The sequence below is a fragment of the Alteromonas sp. S005 genome (assembly GCF_036864475.1).
GTDB lineage: Bacteria > Pseudomonadota > Gammaproteobacteria > Enterobacterales > Alteromonadaceae > Alteromonas.
Genome location: NZ_JAZETN010000007.1, coordinates 29102 through 45075, shown reverse-complemented (window position 1 = coordinate 45075; position 15974 = coordinate 29102). Strand labels below are relative to the sequence as shown.

The 15974-nt window shown below is 44.9% G+C and carries 17 protein-coding genes and 1 other annotated feature; of the genes, 13 read left to right on the top strand and 4 right to left on the bottom strand.

Features of this window, described 5'->3' with window-relative positions; genetic code table 11:
* Window positions 1-67: 67 nt before the first annotated feature.
* Window positions 68-976, bottom strand: a complete 909-nt coding sequence (locus V7R55_RS10220; protein WP_334059373.1) for a sulfite exporter TauE/SafE family protein — start codon at window positions 974-976, stop codon at window positions 68-70.
* 152 nt (window positions 977-1128) lie between these two features.
* Here V7R55_RS10220 and V7R55_RS10215 point away from each other — a divergent pair, with 152 nt between their 5' ends.
* From V7R55_RS10215 to V7R55_RS10200, 4 genes are all read left to right on the top strand, one after another.
* Window positions 1129-1611, top strand: coding sequence for a DUF2244 domain-containing protein (locus V7R55_RS10215; protein WP_334059372.1), 483 nt, complete (start codon window positions 1129-1131; stop codon window positions 1609-1611).
* A 178-nt stretch (window positions 1612-1789) separates the two neighbouring features.
* Entirely contained in the window at window positions 1790-2035 is a 246-nt protein-coding gene (locus V7R55_RS10210) for a DUF6482 family protein (RefSeq protein WP_334059371.1), read from the top strand.
* Window positions 2036-2217: 182 nt separating this feature from the next.
* The gene (locus V7R55_RS10205; RefSeq protein ID WP_334059370.1) at window positions 2218-2790 is read left to right on the top strand and encodes a YSC84-related protein; all 573 of its coding nucleotides are present in this window, start codon (window positions 2218-2220) and stop codon (window positions 2788-2790) included.
* Between the two features lie 324 nt (window positions 2791-3114).
* A complete protein-coding gene (locus V7R55_RS10200; protein WP_334059369.1) occupies window positions 3115-4104 on the top strand; it encodes a hypothetical protein in 990 nt (329 codons plus the stop codon).
* Between the two features lie 67 nt (window positions 4105-4171).
* On the opposite strand, the gene V7R55_RS10195 is transcribed toward V7R55_RS10200, so the two are convergent.
* Complete coding sequence (locus tag V7R55_RS10195; RefSeq protein ID WP_334059368.1) at window positions 4172-5221, bottom strand: MBL fold metallo-hydrolase; 1050 nt, start codon at window positions 5219-5221, stop codon at window positions 4172-4174.
* On the bottom strand, window positions 5194-7044 hold the full coding sequence (locus tag V7R55_RS10190) for a TonB-dependent receptor domain-containing protein (RefSeq protein WP_334059367.1): 1851 nt from the start codon (window positions 7042-7044) through the stop codon (window positions 5194-5196). Before V7R55_RS10190 ends, V7R55_RS10195 begins: the two co-directional genes overlap by 28 nt.
* 285 nt (window positions 7045-7329) lie before the next feature.
* On the opposite strand from V7R55_RS10190, the gene V7R55_RS10185 reads away from it, so the two are divergent.
* Window positions 7330-8103 (top strand): ParA family protein, encoded by a 774-nt coding sequence (locus V7R55_RS10185; RefSeq protein ID WP_334059366.1) that lies wholly within the window; start codon window positions 7330-7332, stop codon window positions 8101-8103.
* Window positions 8104-8118: 15 nt separating this feature from the next.
* Here the strand turns inward: V7R55_RS10185 and V7R55_RS10180 are convergent, their stop codons facing one another.
* A complete protein-coding gene (locus tag V7R55_RS10180) occupies window positions 8119-8358 on the bottom strand; it encodes a hypothetical protein (protein WP_334059365.1) in 240 nt (79 codons plus the stop codon).
* A 230-nt stretch (window positions 8359-8588) separates the two neighbouring features.
* Window positions 8589-8706: a sequence feature (His leader region), on the top strand.
* 51 nt (window positions 8707-8757) lie between these two features.
* Here V7R55_RS10180 and hisG point away from each other — a divergent pair.
* From hisG to hisIE, 8 genes are read left to right on the top strand one after another with little or no spacing between them, the layout of a single operon-like run.
* Window positions 8758-9660 carry an ATP phosphoribosyltransferase gene (gene hisG / locus V7R55_RS10175; protein ID WP_334059364.1) on the top strand — a complete coding sequence of 301 codons (903 nt, stop codon included), beginning with the start codon at window positions 8758-8760 and terminating at the stop codon, window positions 9658-9660.
* A 13-nt stretch (window positions 9661-9673) separates the two neighbouring features.
* Window positions 9674-10978, top strand: a complete 1305-nt coding sequence (gene hisD, locus V7R55_RS10170; RefSeq protein WP_334059363.1) for a histidinol dehydrogenase — start codon at window positions 9674-9676, stop codon at window positions 10976-10978.
* Complete coding sequence (hisC, locus tag V7R55_RS10165) at window positions 10978-12057, top strand: histidinol-phosphate transaminase (protein WP_334059362.1); 1080 nt, start codon at window positions 10978-10980, stop codon at window positions 12055-12057. Before hisD ends, hisC begins: the two co-directional genes overlap by 1 nt.
* Complete coding sequence (gene hisB, locus V7R55_RS10160; RefSeq protein ID WP_334059361.1) at window positions 12054-13124, top strand: bifunctional histidinol-phosphatase/imidazoleglycerol-phosphate dehydratase HisB; 1071 nt, start codon at window positions 12054-12056, stop codon at window positions 13122-13124. The genes hisC and hisB overlap by 4 nt, the downstream gene beginning before the upstream one ends.
* The gene (gene hisH / locus V7R55_RS10155) at window positions 13124-13753 is read left to right on the top strand and encodes an imidazole glycerol phosphate synthase subunit HisH (protein ID WP_334059360.1); all 630 of its coding nucleotides are present in this window, start codon (window positions 13124-13126) and stop codon (window positions 13751-13753) included. The genes hisB and hisH overlap by 1 nt, the downstream gene beginning before the upstream one ends.
* Window positions 13753-14490 (top strand): 1-(5-phosphoribosyl)-5-[(5-phosphoribosylamino)methylideneamino]imidazole-4-carboxamide isomerase, encoded by a 738-nt coding sequence (gene hisA / locus V7R55_RS10150; RefSeq protein WP_334059359.1) that lies wholly within the window; start codon window positions 13753-13755, stop codon window positions 14488-14490. Before hisH ends, hisA begins: the two co-directional genes overlap by 1 nt.
* Window positions 14472-15284 carry an imidazole glycerol phosphate synthase subunit HisF gene (gene hisF / locus V7R55_RS10145; protein ID WP_012518919.1) on the top strand — a complete coding sequence of 271 codons (813 nt, stop codon included), beginning with the start codon at window positions 14472-14474 and terminating at the stop codon, window positions 15282-15284. The genes hisA and hisF overlap by 19 nt, the downstream gene beginning before the upstream one ends.
* Window positions 15281-15898, top strand: a complete 618-nt coding sequence (gene hisIE / locus V7R55_RS10140) for a bifunctional phosphoribosyl-AMP cyclohydrolase/phosphoribosyl-ATP diphosphatase HisIE (protein WP_015067587.1) — start codon at window positions 15281-15283, stop codon at window positions 15896-15898. The genes hisF and hisIE overlap by 4 nt, the downstream gene beginning before the upstream one ends.
* Window positions 15899-15974: the final 76 nt, after the last annotated feature.

Sequence of the window (15974 nt, the reverse complement as noted above, 5' to 3'; positions counted from 1 at the left end):
CGTGTGCGTTACCTTTAGGCTTTAATTTGTAGTGAGCTGGGCTATTTGCTGTTGCAAGCTCATGACTTTAAAAAATAGGTAAACTTGTAACACCTAAAATAAGTACCCAAAGGCCGAAAAAAAGTTTTAAACGTTGAACAGAAAAGGCCAAAACTACATATTTTGCGATCATTCCACCGACAACTGCACCTGCCCCCGCAAACAAAACAACTTGCCATACCACAGACGGATTTATAAAGGCGTGATACGGCAGCGCTGACCAGACAGTAAACGCGGATAAAATAACCGCTACAGCGATAGACATGGTGACATTAAACCCACGAATAATCAGATAAACCGCCACTAACTCCCCCACTCCCACCGAAAGCCAGGCCGTAATAATGCCGCCTAGAAAGCCGATAAAGGGCAGAATCACTAGGTCCTTTGTTTGCAGGTCCTTTTTAAAGTGAGTGCGCTTCATTAACGGGATAGAAGCAAAAATTGCAATCGCTAAAAAAACGGAAAAACTTCCAAAAGCAATATGGAGGTTATTAGTACCACCCCACAAATGCTCTAACAACGACTTACTTTGCGAGGAATACTGGGCAAACCCTATACCGCAAATTGATGAGGGTATGGTAAGCACTAACGCGTTCGGCAATGCTTTCCAGTAGTTATCCTGCTTGTGCTGGTGTTTGTAGTACGCGGCCCAGGTTAGTGCCCCTGCGGTCATGCCGCAGCACTGGATGGCGAAACTTGTTGCAACAACGCTTTGCGCAGAAAATGACAGGTAATTAAAAAACGGGACAAATACCACACCACCACCGGCACCTGTAGCGTTTGCAAATATAGCGCCTATCACACCTAATCCGGTGAAAAGTCCAAACTCCTTAACAAGCTCAATAGTTGCGGGCTGCGCTAACAAGAGGCTACACCAAATAAGGAGAAGTAGAACAACAATTGATTTGCCAGTTTGGCGCTTTAAAAAAGAAATCACGCAAGTCCTTTCTGTAAAAACACGTTAATTGTCAGAAAATAGATTCTATTGAAACGTTAACCATTCGCATCAGTATATTTTTCAAACTATTGTTAGCTCGAAACGTATAAGCTTTTACTTACACAATTATCATATACAGCACTTTGTAAAATATGGTTGAAGTATCTACATTTGAGCAGCAGGTGCAACTGCATCTTTCGCCAAACCGCTCAGCAACATGGCGGCAGACCAAATATCTAATTATGGCGTTTACCTTGTTTATTGGCCTAATCGCTATTGCGTGGTCAATAGTGGGAGCCTGGGTAATCTTGCCTTTTGCGGGGTTAGAAGTGGGGTTGCTCGCGCTAGTTATGTACTTGGTATCTAAATCCACCTACCGATGGGAAACCATTTTAATTTCTGCTGACCGCATTTACATATCATGCTCGAACGGCACTAGCTTATGCTTCCCACGGCCAGACACATCCTTGTTTTATCAAAAAGATGTAAGTTTTAAACGAATTTCACGATTGATTTTACAGACGCCTATGCAGCAATTTGAGTTGGGCGCATTTTTAAACTCTGAGGATAAGAAGCAGGTGCACGATAATCTGCATCGAGCTGGGATCATGGTGTGCACTAACAAATGGTGGTGAAAAACTATCTTCTTATATTTTGCTTCAAGCGACTCTTCTGCTGCTCTTGTGTTTTTAAGTACCGATTGATTCAAACGGAAACCTTCATGACACAAAATTAATGATCATTGTGGGCGTTTTCGACTAATTAACTATAAGACGCAGCCAAAGTTAGCTGCGACCTAACGAGGGCTACTTTATGAATTTATACATCGAGTCATTAGAGGGTGGTAACTACCTAGCGTCCACCGGCATGGGTGCATCTCGCACTCTGGTTAGAGACAAAAAATCACAACCTAAAACATTTCACTGCTTGAATGAGATTAGAGAACATTTCGATTCACAGGCATTTGATCATGTGTGGCTTCGACAGAGTACGCCGTATGAGGAAATGGTCGGTCAAACCGATCATCCTGGCGCGCTAGAGCTTGAAATTGAATGGTAAACTTCTATTAGGGAACAGCTAATAGCACATTTCGTTTTATTTAATTTTAAACGCAACACTTAGCACAGTTTTTGCGTACAAGTCATTTGACGTAAATAAAAATGGTATTTTATTGAATTACTAGCGATAGAAACTGTCTTTTATCGCTAGTAATAAGATACCTACATGCTAAGGAGAATTGCATGAAAATTAGTAAGTTAGCGATTAAGTCTATATTTATAGGTGCTGTTTTGGCTTTGACTGCTTGTGCTTCTATGGGCGATGGCACTGTCGCTGAAAAGCAACAAGCGATTTTAGACATGCAAGATAATGCACTGGCTCGCCTCTATACTGAAAAGCCAGACACTCGTTCTCAAATAAGGGATGCCGCAGGCTACGCTGTATTCACCAACGCCAACATTAATGTATTTTTTGTGGCCGCAGGTACAGGCTACGGTGTGGTTAATAATAACATGACCGGTGCAAAAACCTATATGAATATGGCTGAGGGTGGTGTTGGCTTAGGGTTAGGAGCTAAAGATTACCGTGTGGTTATGGTCTTCCACACTCAAAAAGCGATGAGCTATTTCATTGAAAACGGTTGGACTGTCGGCGGAAATGCAGATGTAGCCGCAAAAGCAGGTAATAAAGGAGCATCTGCAGAAGGTGAAGGTTATCTTGGTAATGTAACGGTTTACACCATGACTGAAAGCGGTCTTACGTTACAGGCCACTGTGAAAGGCACAAAATTTTGGGTAGATAAAGAGCTCAATTAATCTTTCATAGCTACTGCCTTATCAATTAAGGGATGAGAATATTTCTTTTTAAAAGGCTTCTTGGTCGCAAGAAGCCTTTCTACTTTCTCTGCTCTGGGTCCTTGTTTACATTATGGACCCATCGTCACTCTACACAGACAAACACAGATCGTTATATTTTCAAAAAGGTATCTCATAACAGCTTTCTTTACCTGCCACTATTTTGCTTCACAAAAGTTTAAAGTTAGGGGTAACTCCCCATAACTAACTCAAACGCTACTGACTACGCTTTGTGTGTAAAAGTCTCGCTTAGCAATATGCTAAGCCATAAACGAGGGTTTCATCATGCAACCACAAAATAAAAAAGCGATAAGAGCAGTAGCAGGAACAATCTTAACGGGCGCAATGTTCGCTTCAACAGCAATCAGCTTTTCGTCCAACGCTGCAATAATAGGCAGCAGTTATGGGAATGCAGTCCATGTCGATCTTTCCATTACAAGTAATATAGGAGGTATGGTCTCTGCTGTCGCTAACTCAACTATCAACTTAGCCCATACCAGCGGAAGTGCCCCTGAAAATTATTCACAGATTGACACTATCATTGGCGCAAGCGCAGATACTTCGGGTACGTTGGGCAGCCCCATCGACGTAACAGAGTTTGATGGCGCGCTATCCACCGCCATTATTGAAGGCGAATCTCAATCGTCTTTAACGAGTTTCGTTCCAGCAAGCTTTTTTACGTCAGGACGCGGAACCATAAACGACCTTAATCTTGACTTATTTTCAGACTTACTTGGAATAAGTGGCTTTTTAACGCTAAGTGCTGATGTACTTTCGACCGTATCGCGAATTAACGGAGACGCCACATCTGGTTCGAGCGTAAACCTATCTACAGCAGGTACTTCAGACATTGCGGAAGTGGAGGTAAGCCTTTGGGGAAATAGCGTGAAGGCAACAGCACTTGAAAATCAGTCTCTATTTGCGGGGTTGAATATTGCTGACTTCGGCTTGGGTATATTTGTTAATGAAGTCGAGAGAACTTGCTCTGACTCTACATGCACTGAATCTCGAAACGCGGTTAGAGTATCGTTCGAGGATTTCTCGCTAAACGCTCTCTACGATGCACTCTTCCCTACGGGTACTCCGCTTAACGGGCCAGTGCTCAGTCTAACTAATAATCCCATTGTTAACGGAGAAATCATACTTGCAAGTTCCTTTGCTACCACTTCATCTCCAACTGAAGTCAATGCCCCCTCTGCGTTTGCACTCTTTCTTATCGCCGTGGGCTTACTCGGTGCGAGAAGATTTAACACGCACCTCATTGCATACAGGTAGCAACCGCTAGCGATTAGGCAAGAAGACTGGGCATTCACTCTTTTCCTCTTGCCTTAATTCTCGAGGACTATTTGGCTCGGGAGCTTCGATTTTCCTCAATTCTCATCCACTGTGCGCGCGTGCAGTTTTCAAGCAGTTCAAATGCTTCAACAACGACATCTTGACCTTGAACAAAGGCATGTTTTTCATTACTCTGCCGGTTACTCAAGACTTCAAGCTTTTCTCTTGTTCCAGCACGCCCAGGATGGTTCGATAAAAAAACATCAACATCTTGTTCTTTTACTAATCGTTTCATCGTAATGGCAGAGTCGGTATAAGACTGAATGCGCGAGACATTAGGACCGTAGTTGAGCCCAGTACCGCCCCACAGCACAGCCCGATATTTTTCGTTTCCGTCAACTACGGAAAAAATGACAGTTAAAGTACCTGGTGTGTGGCCCGGCGTAACATAAAGCGATAGTTCAGTACCGTTAACATTCAATTTTTCACCATCGTCTACCGCCACATCTCGGCTTGGCTTTTTACCCCAACGATAACTGGCAAATTTATCGTTTTCGAGGTAATCCCACTCTACACTACTCATGACTATTCGAGGATTATATGTTGACTTGATGAGTTCAAACCCACCATAGTGATCGCCATGACCATGAGAAATAATAAGATGAGATACGGGCTTGTTGCCCAATCCGAGCGCAAAGAGGCCATCAATTATGTACTGTTGAGCTTGGTCGTCATTATTCAACGCATCCACCAGAACAATGCTTTCACCCGTGTCGATTGCCCAACTTGCAACGTTTCCTGCCCCCACGTAATAGAGGTTATCAAAGACCTGCTGGGGTGGTATTTGGCGCCGCGCCTTGCCTTTGCGACCGGGCTTGCCTGCACTCTCGACACGCTTAGGTCTTTCTCGTCGCTTTTCATCGAGTTTAAACATATCTCTAGGTGGAGCACTAATATCACAGAGGCTTGCCAAACCAGGAAAATGCGTAGCGCTCTCTAGGCCCTTTCGGGCGTAATCCTGAGCGGTGAGCGAAGAGTTAGCAGTGCAACTAGCGCACACACAAACAGCCCATGTAATAACCGCTATTTTCAGAACGTCCAATTTAACCCTAGCCACAATCTTCTTCCGTCTTCAACATACCCAAACTCTTCGTATCGCATTGTTTTATCAAATGCATTGTAGAGCCCCGTTTGCAATTTAATATTGCGCGTAAGCTTGGTGTTGTAACCTATGTCAAACAAACCGACCCCTGGGGATAAAATAGAACGTGAAGATACTGACGTTAGCGCCGTTTCTTCCCCTCTTACTGTCCATCTAGACCAAATTTCGCTTTCTTGAGATAGACGATATGTGGTGTTTAACGTGAACAAATGTTTAGGCTGTTGCACCAAAGGTAGGCCTTCATTTGAACCTGTTTTTTGTTCTGAACGCGTGTAGCTGTATGCACCGTTAAATGACCAGTTTCCAACGTTATATTTTGCCGCGAACTCTGCACCGTACGATTCAGCTTCGTCAATATTGATATTATAGCGGTCAGTTTCATCTAAACAGACTGATAGTTCACACGATGCGATGGCAATTTTATCATCGAAATCATTATGGAAGACGGTAATACTGTACTCCAAGCCCGCATCACCCGAATAGTAAAGCGCGAGCTCTTTGTTTAACGTAGTTTCAGGTGACAAGTCCGGATTGCCGTAAACATCTCCCCCTCGGCTTTCTTGAATCCATCCATCAGCCATTTCTCTTAATTCCGGGGTTCGATAGCCGGTAGAGACACCACCTTTCACTACCCAATTATCATTGAGGTTGTACACCGCATATGCACGAGGGCTAACTTGGGAACTAAACTGTTCATTGTCATCAAGACGAATACCTAGCGTGAAGGCCAAACTATCGTTAACACGCCATTCATCTTCGCCATATAAAGACCATTGACTGTTTTCAATATTGGTCGCCTCGCCACCGTTTGTATCGAAATCATCTAGTGATTCTTCAAGAAACTCTGTGCCAACCGTAAGCATGTGGCTATCGCTGGCAGCCCAAGACCATTGAGAATTGAAGACCAGATTATCAATAGTGATATCTCGCCCTACATTTTCAACCGACTCTTGCTGAATGTAACTTCGAGCCGTCACATCATCATACTTCCCTTCGTGAGTCAGCGCATATGAATGTCTCTCGCTTTCAGTCTCTGCTAAAGAATTTCTTTCTGGCAACGACTTACCAGGCGTAGATGTGCGTGTCTGATCTTGGAAGATGTACTCGAACGTGAGTGTATCTGTGGTATTTGGTGTTAAGTGAAACGCTGTACGAATGTTGCTCAGATCTTTTTCTGCGTAGCCTCGTTCAATATCGTCCTCTTCTCGCTTTTGATAAAGGCCGCTGGCTGTAATGCTCAACAAATTCTCGATTAACGGCCCAGAAAATGCCAGCTGAACTTGACTATCTGAGCCACTGTCTGAATTTTCTTGAATTTTTGTTTCTGCGCGAAAGTTACCACTCCATTTTCTGAAGTTTTTTCGCGTAATGATATTGATTACCCCACCCATTGCGTCTGAACCATACAAGGTGGACATTGGGCCGCGAACAATTTCAATACGCTCTATACTGTCCAATGGCGGCAACCAATCTTGTTCATACCCGCCGCTACCATTTGGCTGGGATTCTCTACCTGTTTGTTTTTTTCCATCAACAAGTATCGATGTATATTGTGCAGGTAGGCCTCGAACGCTGATATCTTGTCGGTATCCACCACCCGTTACAGTAACCCCCGGCACGTCTCGAAGTGCGTCTGTGATATCTTTGTAAGCTCGCTGCGCCAGTTGTTTTCTATCGATGACACTCACTGACGCGGGAGCTTGAGACAAAAGTTGCTCAAAGCCAGAGGCTGTGACAGTGATGCTCTCTACTTGGTTTTGTTCCGTAGTTTGCTCCATGGATTGGGCAAACAGATTAGAAGAAAAAATAGAACACAACGACATTGTCAGTAAAGTGGGTGAAAAACGCATACTTAATCGATTAAAATAGAACAACACGCTAATGATAATCATTATCATTTTAATGTAAAGTGTGATTTCGTTTTATTTTAATCGATGCATATCACATCTAAGTTTATCGATTAAAACGAAACTGTCTTTACACCAACACCCATTTCTGGGCATATTTTAATCAGCTATAGGTTTGCTACTAATTTCAAGCGTGTTTTTAAAAAGGAAGTTCTTATGATTACCGTGGTGTTTAATCAAAAAGGCGGCGTGGGCAAATCAACTATAAGTACTAATTTAGCAGCGCAAAGCGCTAAACTGGGCCATAAAACTTTATTAGTAGACTTAGACGCTCAGGGAAATAGCACCCACTATGCAGGGTTTGACGCCGCCGAACATAGTCTTACTGTGGCCGATATGTTCAAACAAGTGGTGGGAATATTTAGAACCGCAAAGAAATCTAATGCGTTCGTTCACCCTACGCCGTTTGAAAATCTGTTTGTCATGCCGTCCTCACCAGCCTTAGCTGATGTAGAGCGAGAACTTGAATCTCGATATAAAATTTTTAAGCTTAAAGATGCGCTGAAGGAGTTAAAGGGGGCATTCGACCATATCTTTATTGATACGCCACCAAATTTCAACTTCTATTCCAAAGCAGCACTTATTGCTGCGGATGGTTTTTGCGTGCCCTTTGATTGCGATGACTTCTCCGCACAAGCTATCGAGCACTTACTCGAAAATGCAATAGAACTTAAAGAGGACCACAACCCAGAACTTAAGCTTTTGGGCATTGTAGTTAATCAATTTAATAGTCAGGCAAAGCTGCCTACAGAACTAGTACAATCGCTTAAGCAACAAGGGTTGCCAGTGTTAGAAAGCTATATAAGTGCCACGGTGAAGGTAAAAGAGTCTCATTCTAGGCGTGTGCCGCTGCCATTCTATCTACCAAAGCACAAGGTCACCGGGCAAATAGAGGCGCTATTTGAAGCGCTAACTGCAGATAAAGCCTGATGCTAACGCGTTCTCTTAAACATCAATATCAATATGCTTAAGGCCGCCGCTGTTATTTTCTCGCTCTTTGTCTTTCGAGTTCTCTGCTGACGCATCAACCACTTCAGTACGCTTAACGTCTTTAAAGTTATCGCGGTCTTCTTCACTGAGATACTCTGACTTTTTCGTTTTTTGCACTTTCTGAACCCGCTCGTCGGGCTCCACGGGCACTTTCGTATTGCGAGGCAAAATGGGAAACAGTAAATCGTTACTCATAAGCCCTCCTTAAATAGATGTATGTTTATATAATTTATCGGCAAAGTGGCTCTGAAAATTATGGTTCACAAATAACTCATAACGAATAGTTTTATTATATGTATATTAATTTAGAGTTAATGTAGGAAAAGAGTTCACTTTTGCCTTGCAAATCCATGTTCAAACCGCTAATGTTTCAGCCGTTCGAAATTAGGAATTAAATTCATCAAAATGATTAACTGCGCAGCGAAACATCATCACCATCACAAAGCATAACCTTTCAGGTTCGTGCTGGAAGGTCTATATTTCCTTCCAACGGCGCAGATAGAAAAATTCTCGACCCTCGGAAGGAAACTTCCGGGGGTTTTTCGTTTTAGGCGCAATCAAAAAGTTAAAACACAACGTGTAAGGAACGTTTCAATGAGTAACAGCAACAGACTTCGAATTGCCGTACAAAAATCAGGTCGCTTAAGTGATGACAGCATCTCACTTCTTAAAGCTATCGGCATTAAATTGAACATTCGTGATCGCCTGCTGATTGCGCACTCAACAAACGAGCCAATTGATTTGCTTCGCGTACGTGACGACGATATTCCAGGTCTTGTTATGGACGGCGTTTGCGACCTTGGTTTCATTGGCGAAAATGAGCTTGAAGAAAAAATGCTTGAACGCAAAGCGGCAGGCAAGCCTTTTGAGTATGAAGTATTGCGTCGTCTAGACTACGGCGGCTGCAGGCTGTCAATTGCCGTACCTAACGAGATGGATTACGACGGTATTAAGTCTTTAGAAGGCAAAAAAGTAGCAACCACTTATCCTTACCTTCTTGAGCGCTACTTCAAAGACCAAGGCATTAACGCAAAAGCTGTAATGCTTCAAGGTTCAGTGGAAGTAGCACCACGTGCTGGTGTGGCTGACGCTATTTGTGACTTGGTTTCAACTGGTGCAACTCTTGAGGCAAACGGTCTTGTAGAAAAAGATGTCATCTTCCGCAGTAAAGCGGTACTTATCAAGCGTACTGACAGCGAACTTAGCGACGAGAAAGTAACACTGGTTAATCGTCTTATGCCTCGTGTTGATGGGGTATTACTAGCGAAAGAAAGCAAGTACATCATGTTACACGCGCCAAAAGCCTATTTAGAGCAAGTTAAAAGCCTACTTCCAGGTGCTGAAAACCCAACGGTGCTTCCATTAGCTGGAAATGAAGAGCAAGTAGCTATCCACGTTGTTTCTACAGAAACCTTATTTTGGGAAACCATGGAAAAGCTTAAAGCCCTTGGTTGTAGTTCTATTCTTGTAATGCCAATCGAAAAAATGATGGGCTAAAAGGCAGACAATTATGATTACTTGGTCATCTCTCTCGGCAAATGAGAAAAAACAGGCGCTAGCCCGCCCGGCTATGGCCAATAGCCAACAGTTAAAGCAAACCGTGGGCGAGATAATCGCCCGCGTTGAAGCAGATGGTGATGCGGCAGTACTTGATTACACACGTAAATTTGACTGCCCAGATCTCACTGACCTTGTGCTTTCGCGAGAAAATATCGATACCCTTGCTGCTAAGGTAACGCCCGAGGTAGCGAGTGCGATCGATACTGCGTTTAACAACATAAAAATGTTTCACGAAGCGCAAATGCCAAGTGATATTGCGCTAACCACAACGCCTGGCGTTAAATGCGAGCTTCGCTTCACTGCCCTTGACGCAGTAGGTCTTTATATTCCAGGCGGAAGCGCACCGCTTCCCTCTACTGTGCTAATGCTTGGTGTACCAGCGTTAGTGGCAGGTTGTGAGAACAAACTACTGTGCACACCGCCAAACAAAGAGCAGCTTATCGCGCCTGAAATTGCCTATGCAGCTAGAAAGTGCGGTATTGATAAGGTTTTTTTATGTGGCGGAGCACAAGCGGTTGCAGCCATGGCGCTAGGTACTGAAACGATTCCACAGGTCGATAAAATTTTTGGCCCGGGTAACAGCTTTGTGACTGAAGCTAAACAGCAAGTAAGCCAACGTGCTGATGGTGCAGCTATTGATATGCCGGCTGGCCCATCAGAAGTCTTGGTACTTGCTGATGAGTTCGCAAACCCTGAGTTTGTAGCGGCCGACCTACTTTCCCAAGCCGAGCACGGTCCAGACTCGCAGGCTATTTTGGTGTCTAACAGCGCCACGCTTATTGAAGAAGCAAAAGCCGCGGTTGAACGTCAATTAGCAACCCTGTCTCGCGCTGAAATTGCTCGCCCGGCTATGGAAAATGCGCGTTATATTTTGGCTGATTCAATCGAGCAAGCCATTGAAGCAAGTAACGCCTACGCGGCTGAGCACTTAATTGTACAAATAGAGAATGCCCGTGATTATTTGCCAAAAATTAAATACGCCGGCTCGATTTTCTTAGGACCTTGGTCGCCAGAATCTGCCGGTGACTACGCGTCAGGTACTAACCACGTGCTGCCCACATACGGCTATGCTAAGAATTACTCTAGCCTTGGCCTTTTAGACTTTATGCGTCGCTACACAATTCAAGAATTAAGTGAAGACGGCATGCGCAATTTAGGCCCTGCTATTATGGCACTGGCCGCTGCCGAGGGCTTAGATGCACACGAACAGGCCGTTGCGCTTCGTATGCAGGCACTGAAGCAAGGAGACGCCTAATGTCGGCACTTATCGATAACCTAATCAACGAAAACTTAGTGCCGTTGAAGCCTTACGAGTCGGCACGTCGTTTGTTTTCCGGTGGTCAAGATTGGCTTAATGCCAACGAATCACCTTATGCTAACGAATACAGCGTAGATAGCAGTAATTTTAACCGGTATCCGTCTTGTCAACCTGATGCGGTAGTCAGTGGTTACGCCGATTATGCAGGTCTTGATAAGTCGCAGCTAATCGTTACTCGTGGCGCCGATGAAGGTATTGAACTGCTTATTCGTACCTTCTGTACGCCGGGTAAAGACAAGATTCTTATCTGCCCGCCTACCTACGGTATGTATGCTATCAGTGCAGAAACCTGTGATGTGGGCATTAAGAAAGTGCCGCTTAACGATGACTTTAGCCTCAACGTGAATGCCGTGTGTGCTGAAGATGACGTTAACGTAATTTTTATCTGTGCGCCCAATAATCCGACCGGTACGCCGGTCGCTCGCGAAGATATTAAGACAGTACTTAATCACTTTGCTGATAAGGCATTAGTGGTGGTAGATGAGGCTTACATTGAGTTTGATGCAGACAATACCTGGGCAAATGAAATTAACAATTACCCGAACCTCGTCGTGCTTCGCACGCTATCTAAAGCGTTTGCGCTTGCCGGACTTCGCTGTGGTTTTACCCTTGCTCAGGCACCCGTTATTCAAGCTCTACTTAAAGTGATAGCGCCCTATCCCATTCCAGAGCCAGTTGCACAAATTGCTGCACAGGCGCTGTCAGCAGAATCATTAACGTTACTTGAGCTACAAGTTGCGACACTTAACCGCGAAAAAGAAGCTTTAGCTGAAGCATTAGAAGCGGTTGAAGGTTTTGAGCTAGTTGGTGACAGACGAGCAAACTTTATCTTGTTCCGCTACGCAAAAGCGTCTGCGTTAATGCAGTACTTGGTAAGCCAAGGCATGCTTATTCGCGACCAATCAAAACAGCTTAACTTACAAAACTGTTTACGCGTGAGCATCGGTACTGAAGAACAAAATCAGCGTTTAATGCAATTGATTAACGAATTTAAAAATAGTGAGGATGCGGCATGAGTCAGCAAGCCATTTTATTTATTGACCGTGACGGTACACTCGCAGAAGAGCCGCCAGTAGATAAGCAATTAGATAGTTTAGAGAAGCTTGTTTTCGAACCAAACGTTATTCCTGTGCTACTTAAACTAAAGGCAGCTGGGTTTAAACTCGTGATGGTAAGTAACCAAGACGGCTTGGGTACAGACAGTTTCCCGCAGGAAGACTTCGACAAGCCACACAATGCCATGATGGCGATTTTTGAAAGCCAGGGCGTAGTGTTTGACGACGTGCTTATTTGCCCGCATTTCGATGCTGATAACTGCACATGCCGCAAACCAAAGCTTGGCTTAGTGCAAGAATATTTGCAGCAGGGCAAAGTGGACTTCACCCGCTCTTTTGTAATTGGTGACAGAATTACCGACGTACAGCTTGCTGAAAACATGGGTATTCGCAGCTTTCAGTACAATCGTGAAAGCTTAAACTGGAACGATATTCAGAAAACCTTGCTGGCGTCTTCACGTATTGCAGAAGTAGTACGCACCACTTCTGAAACCGACATTCGCGTGCGTGTAGATCTTGATTCGCAGGCCAAGTCGACTATTCAAACCGGCATGGGCTTTTTTGACCATATGCTTGATCAAATTGCTACACACGGTGGTTTTGAATTAAACCTGACTACCAATGGCGATTTGCACATTGACGATCACCACAGCGTGGAAGATACCGCCCTTGCTTTAGGCGAAGCCCTTAAAAAGGCCCTAGGTGATAAACGCGGTATTGGCCGTTTTGGCTTTGCATTACCAATGGATGAGTGTCGTGCTGAATGTATCATGGACATTTCAAACCGCCCACACCTTAAGTTTGACGCTGAATTTAGCCGCGACCAGGTAGGTGAAATGGCCACCGAAATGGTGCCGCACTTCTTCTACTCGCTTGCACAAAGCATGGGACTATCGCTGCACCTTTCCACCAGCGAAGGTAACGCTCACCACCAGGTAGAAAGCCTGTTCAAGGTATTTGGTCGTGCACTACGCCAGGCCATTACACGCCAAGGTGATGCATTACCAAGCAGTAAAGGAGCACTGTAATGTCAGTGGTAAACACCAGCCAGCGACAAAAAATAGTCATAGTGAATACCGGCTGCGCGAACATTTCATCGGTTCGCTTTGCCCTTGAACGCTTGGGCGTTGAAGTAGACGTATCTGACGATGTAAACGTGATTAAAAGTGCTGACAAAGTGTTTTTACCGGGTGTTGGTACCGCGTCAGCGGCTATGGCAAGCATTAAACAAAAAGCCTTGGTGGAAACCCTTCAGACGCTAACCCAACCTGTACTAGGTGTATGCCTGGGCATGCAGCTTATGGTTGAATCCAGTGCCGAAGGTGGTTTTCAAAGTACAGGCAACATCGGCTGTTTGAACCTTATGCCTGGGCACGTGGCGCGCATGGAGTCGAAAGGCGTGCGCTTGCCTCATATGGGTTGGAATACAGTCGCTCACAAAGAAGAAAGTTTATTTAAAGGCATCCCACAAGATACCTACTTCTACTTTGTACACAGTTTCGCCGTTCCTGAATACGAGCATACGCTTGCAAGCTGTACTTATGGCAATGTATTTTCAGCCGCCATTAACAAAGACAATTTTTACGGGGTGCAATTTCACCCAGAGCGTTCTGGCGAGGCCGGAGCACAATTACTGACTAACTTTGTGAACTTATAATGATTATTCCAGCGATTGATCTTATTGAAGGACATGTAGTCCGCCTTTATCAAGGCGACTACGAGCAAAAAACCCAATATGAACTGGACCCTGTTGACGTGGTTCACGACTATGCCGACCAAGGTGCTACCTGGCTGCACATTGTTGACCTTACGGGCGCTAAAGACACCAGTAAACGTCAGCTTTCACTCATTAAGTCTATGGTCGATACCAAGCGCATGAAGTTTCAAGCCGGCGGCGGTATTCGAAGCGAAGAAGAAGTGGCGCAATTACTAGAAACTGGCGTGAGCCGCGTAGTTATTGGTTCATTGGCCGTTAAGCAACCTGAACTAGTGAAGTCTTGGGTAGAAAAGTACGGTCCAGAGCACATCGTTTTAGCCCTTGATATTAATATTAGCGACAGCGGCGAAAAGCTTATTGCTACCCACGGTTGGCAAGAGAATTCTGGCGTAGCCCTTGAAGGCCTGCTGGAAGACTTCGCTACAGTAGGCGCAAAGCACGTGCTATGCACCGATATTAGCCGCGACGGCACGCTACAGGGCGCGAACACTGAGCTGTATCAAGAAATGGCAGCCCGTTTCCCACACGTTAGCTGGCAAGCGTCTGGCGGTATTGGCAGCATCGCTGATATCGAAGCGCTCAAACCCACTAACGTTGGTGGCGTAATTTTAGGTCGTGCATTACTTGAAGGTAAATTCACGGTGAAGGAGGCTATTGCATGCTGGCAAAGCGCATAATTCCCTGTTTGGACGTACGCGACGGTAAAGTCGTTAAAGGCGTTCAATTTAGAAACCATGAGATTATTGGTGACATCGTGCCTCTTGCCGAGCAATACGCGAAAGCGGGTGCCGACGAGTTGGTATTTTACGATATTACCGCAAGCTCTGACGCTCGAGTGGTAGATAAAAGCTGGGTAAGCCGTATTGCACAGGTTATAGATATCCCGTTTTGCGTAGCGGGCGGCATTAAAAGCATTGAAGATGCTGGGCGCATTTTGGAAATGGGGGCGGATAAGATTTCGATTAACTCCCCTGCCCTTAATAACCCCGAGCTTATTAATCAGCTTCATGATGTGTACGGTCAGCAGTGCGTAGTAATTGGTATCGACAGTTTTTATAACGAAGCAACCGACCAATACGAAGTATACAAGTTCACCGGTGATGAAGCTCGTACGCAGAAAAGCCAGTGGCAAACTATCGACTGGATTAAAGAAGTGCAGTCGCGCGGTGCAGGTGAAATTGTACTGAACTGCATGAACCAAGACGGCGTGCGCAAAGGCTATGATGTGAAGCAGCTGAAAGCCGTGCGCGATGTATGTGAAGTGCCTTTGATTGCATCGGGTGGCGCAGGCGAAATTGCTCACTTTACTGATGTGTTCCAACAAGCTGATGTAGATGGTGCACTTGCAGCATCGGTATTTCACAAGGGCATCATCAACATTGATGAGCTTAAAGCAGAGTTAACCAGCAATGGCGTTGCCATGCGTAAGCGTCACGGTTTAACGGCGCAAGCAGAAGGAGTAAACCCGTGATCATTACTAATGAAAACAGCAATAAACTAGCTTGGGACAAAATGGATAACCTGCTACCTGCCATAGTGCAAGACGCACTATCAGGCAAAGTATTAATGCAGGGCTACATGGACCAAGACGCCCTAGCGAAAACCCTTGAAACGGGTAAAGTGACTTTTTTCAGCCGCTCAAAGCAGCGCCTTTGGACCAAGGGGGAAACGTCAGGTAACACGCTAGATTTAGTGAGCGTTGCCTGCGACTGCGACCAAGATTCACTATTGGTACTTGCTAACCCTAACGGCCCAACATGTCACACAGGCGTTGAAAGCTGTTGGTTTGACGGCAACACGCCAGCTTTTACGTTTCTTGCGGACTTAGAACGGGTATTGGCTGCTCGTAAAGATGCCGACCCAAAAAGCAGCTACACAGCTAGCCTTTACAACAAAGGCATCAAGCGTATAGCGCAGAAAGTAGGTGAAGAAGGTGTAGAAACTGCACTAGCAGCTACTGTACACGACAAAGAAGAGCTTAAAAACGAAGCCGCTGACTTGCTGTACCACTTAACTGTTCTACTTCAAGCAAGCGATATGTCGCTTAACGATGCGTTAGATGTGCTTCGTGAGCGTCATAAGTAATCTGATAGTACGCTGACGTTTTATTGAAAATGCCCTAAGTGCGATTAGCGCTAAGGGCATTTTATTTATTAGGTGT

Bases quoted from the DNA above. Each gene is read 5' to 3' on its own strand.
- V7R55_RS10215 (WP_334059372.1), top strand. From the start codon at position 1,129: ATGGTTGAAGTATCTACATTTGAGCAGCAGGTGCAACTGCATCTTTCG.
- V7R55_RS10210 (WP_334059371.1), top strand. From the start codon at position 1,790: ATGAATTTATACATCGAGTCATTAGAGGGTGGTAACTACCTAGCGTCC.
- V7R55_RS10205 (WP_334059370.1), top strand. From the start codon at position 2,218: ATGAAAATTAGTAAGTTAGCGATTAAGTCTATATTTATAGGTGCTGTT.
- V7R55_RS10200 (WP_334059369.1), top strand. From the start codon at position 3,115: ATGCAACCACAAAATAAAAAAGCGATAAGAGCAGTAGCAGGAACAATC.
- V7R55_RS10190 (WP_334059367.1), bottom strand. From the start codon at position 7,044: ATGGAGCAAACTACGGAACAAAACCAAGTAGAGAGCATCACTGTCACA.
- V7R55_RS10185 (WP_334059366.1), top strand. From the start codon at position 7,330: ATGATTACCGTGGTGTTTAATCAAAAAGGCGGCGTGGGCAAATCAACT.
- V7R55_RS10180 (WP_334059365.1), bottom strand. From the start codon at position 8,358: ATGAGTAACGATTTACTGTTTCCCATTTTGCCTCGCAATACGAAAGTG.
- hisG (WP_334059364.1), top strand. From the start codon at position 8,758: ATGAGTAACAGCAACAGACTTCGAATTGCCGTACAAAAATCAGGTCGC.
- hisD (WP_334059363.1), top strand. From the start codon at position 9,674: ATGATTACTTGGTCATCTCTCTCGGCAAATGAGAAAAAACAGGCGCTA.
- hisC (WP_334059362.1), top strand. From the start codon at position 10,978: ATGTCGGCACTTATCGATAACCTAATCAACGAAAACTTAGTGCCGTTG.
- hisB (WP_334059361.1), top strand. From the start codon at position 12,054: ATGAGTCAGCAAGCCATTTTATTTATTGACCGTGACGGTACACTCGCA.
- hisH (WP_334059360.1), top strand. From the start codon at position 13,124: ATGTCAGTGGTAAACACCAGCCAGCGACAAAAAATAGTCATAGTGAAT.
- hisA (WP_334059359.1), top strand. From the start codon at position 13,753: ATGATTATTCCAGCGATTGATCTTATTGAAGGACATGTAGTCCGCCTT.
- hisF (WP_012518919.1), top strand. From the start codon at position 14,472: ATGCTGGCAAAGCGCATAATTCCCTGTTTGGACGTACGCGACGGTAAA.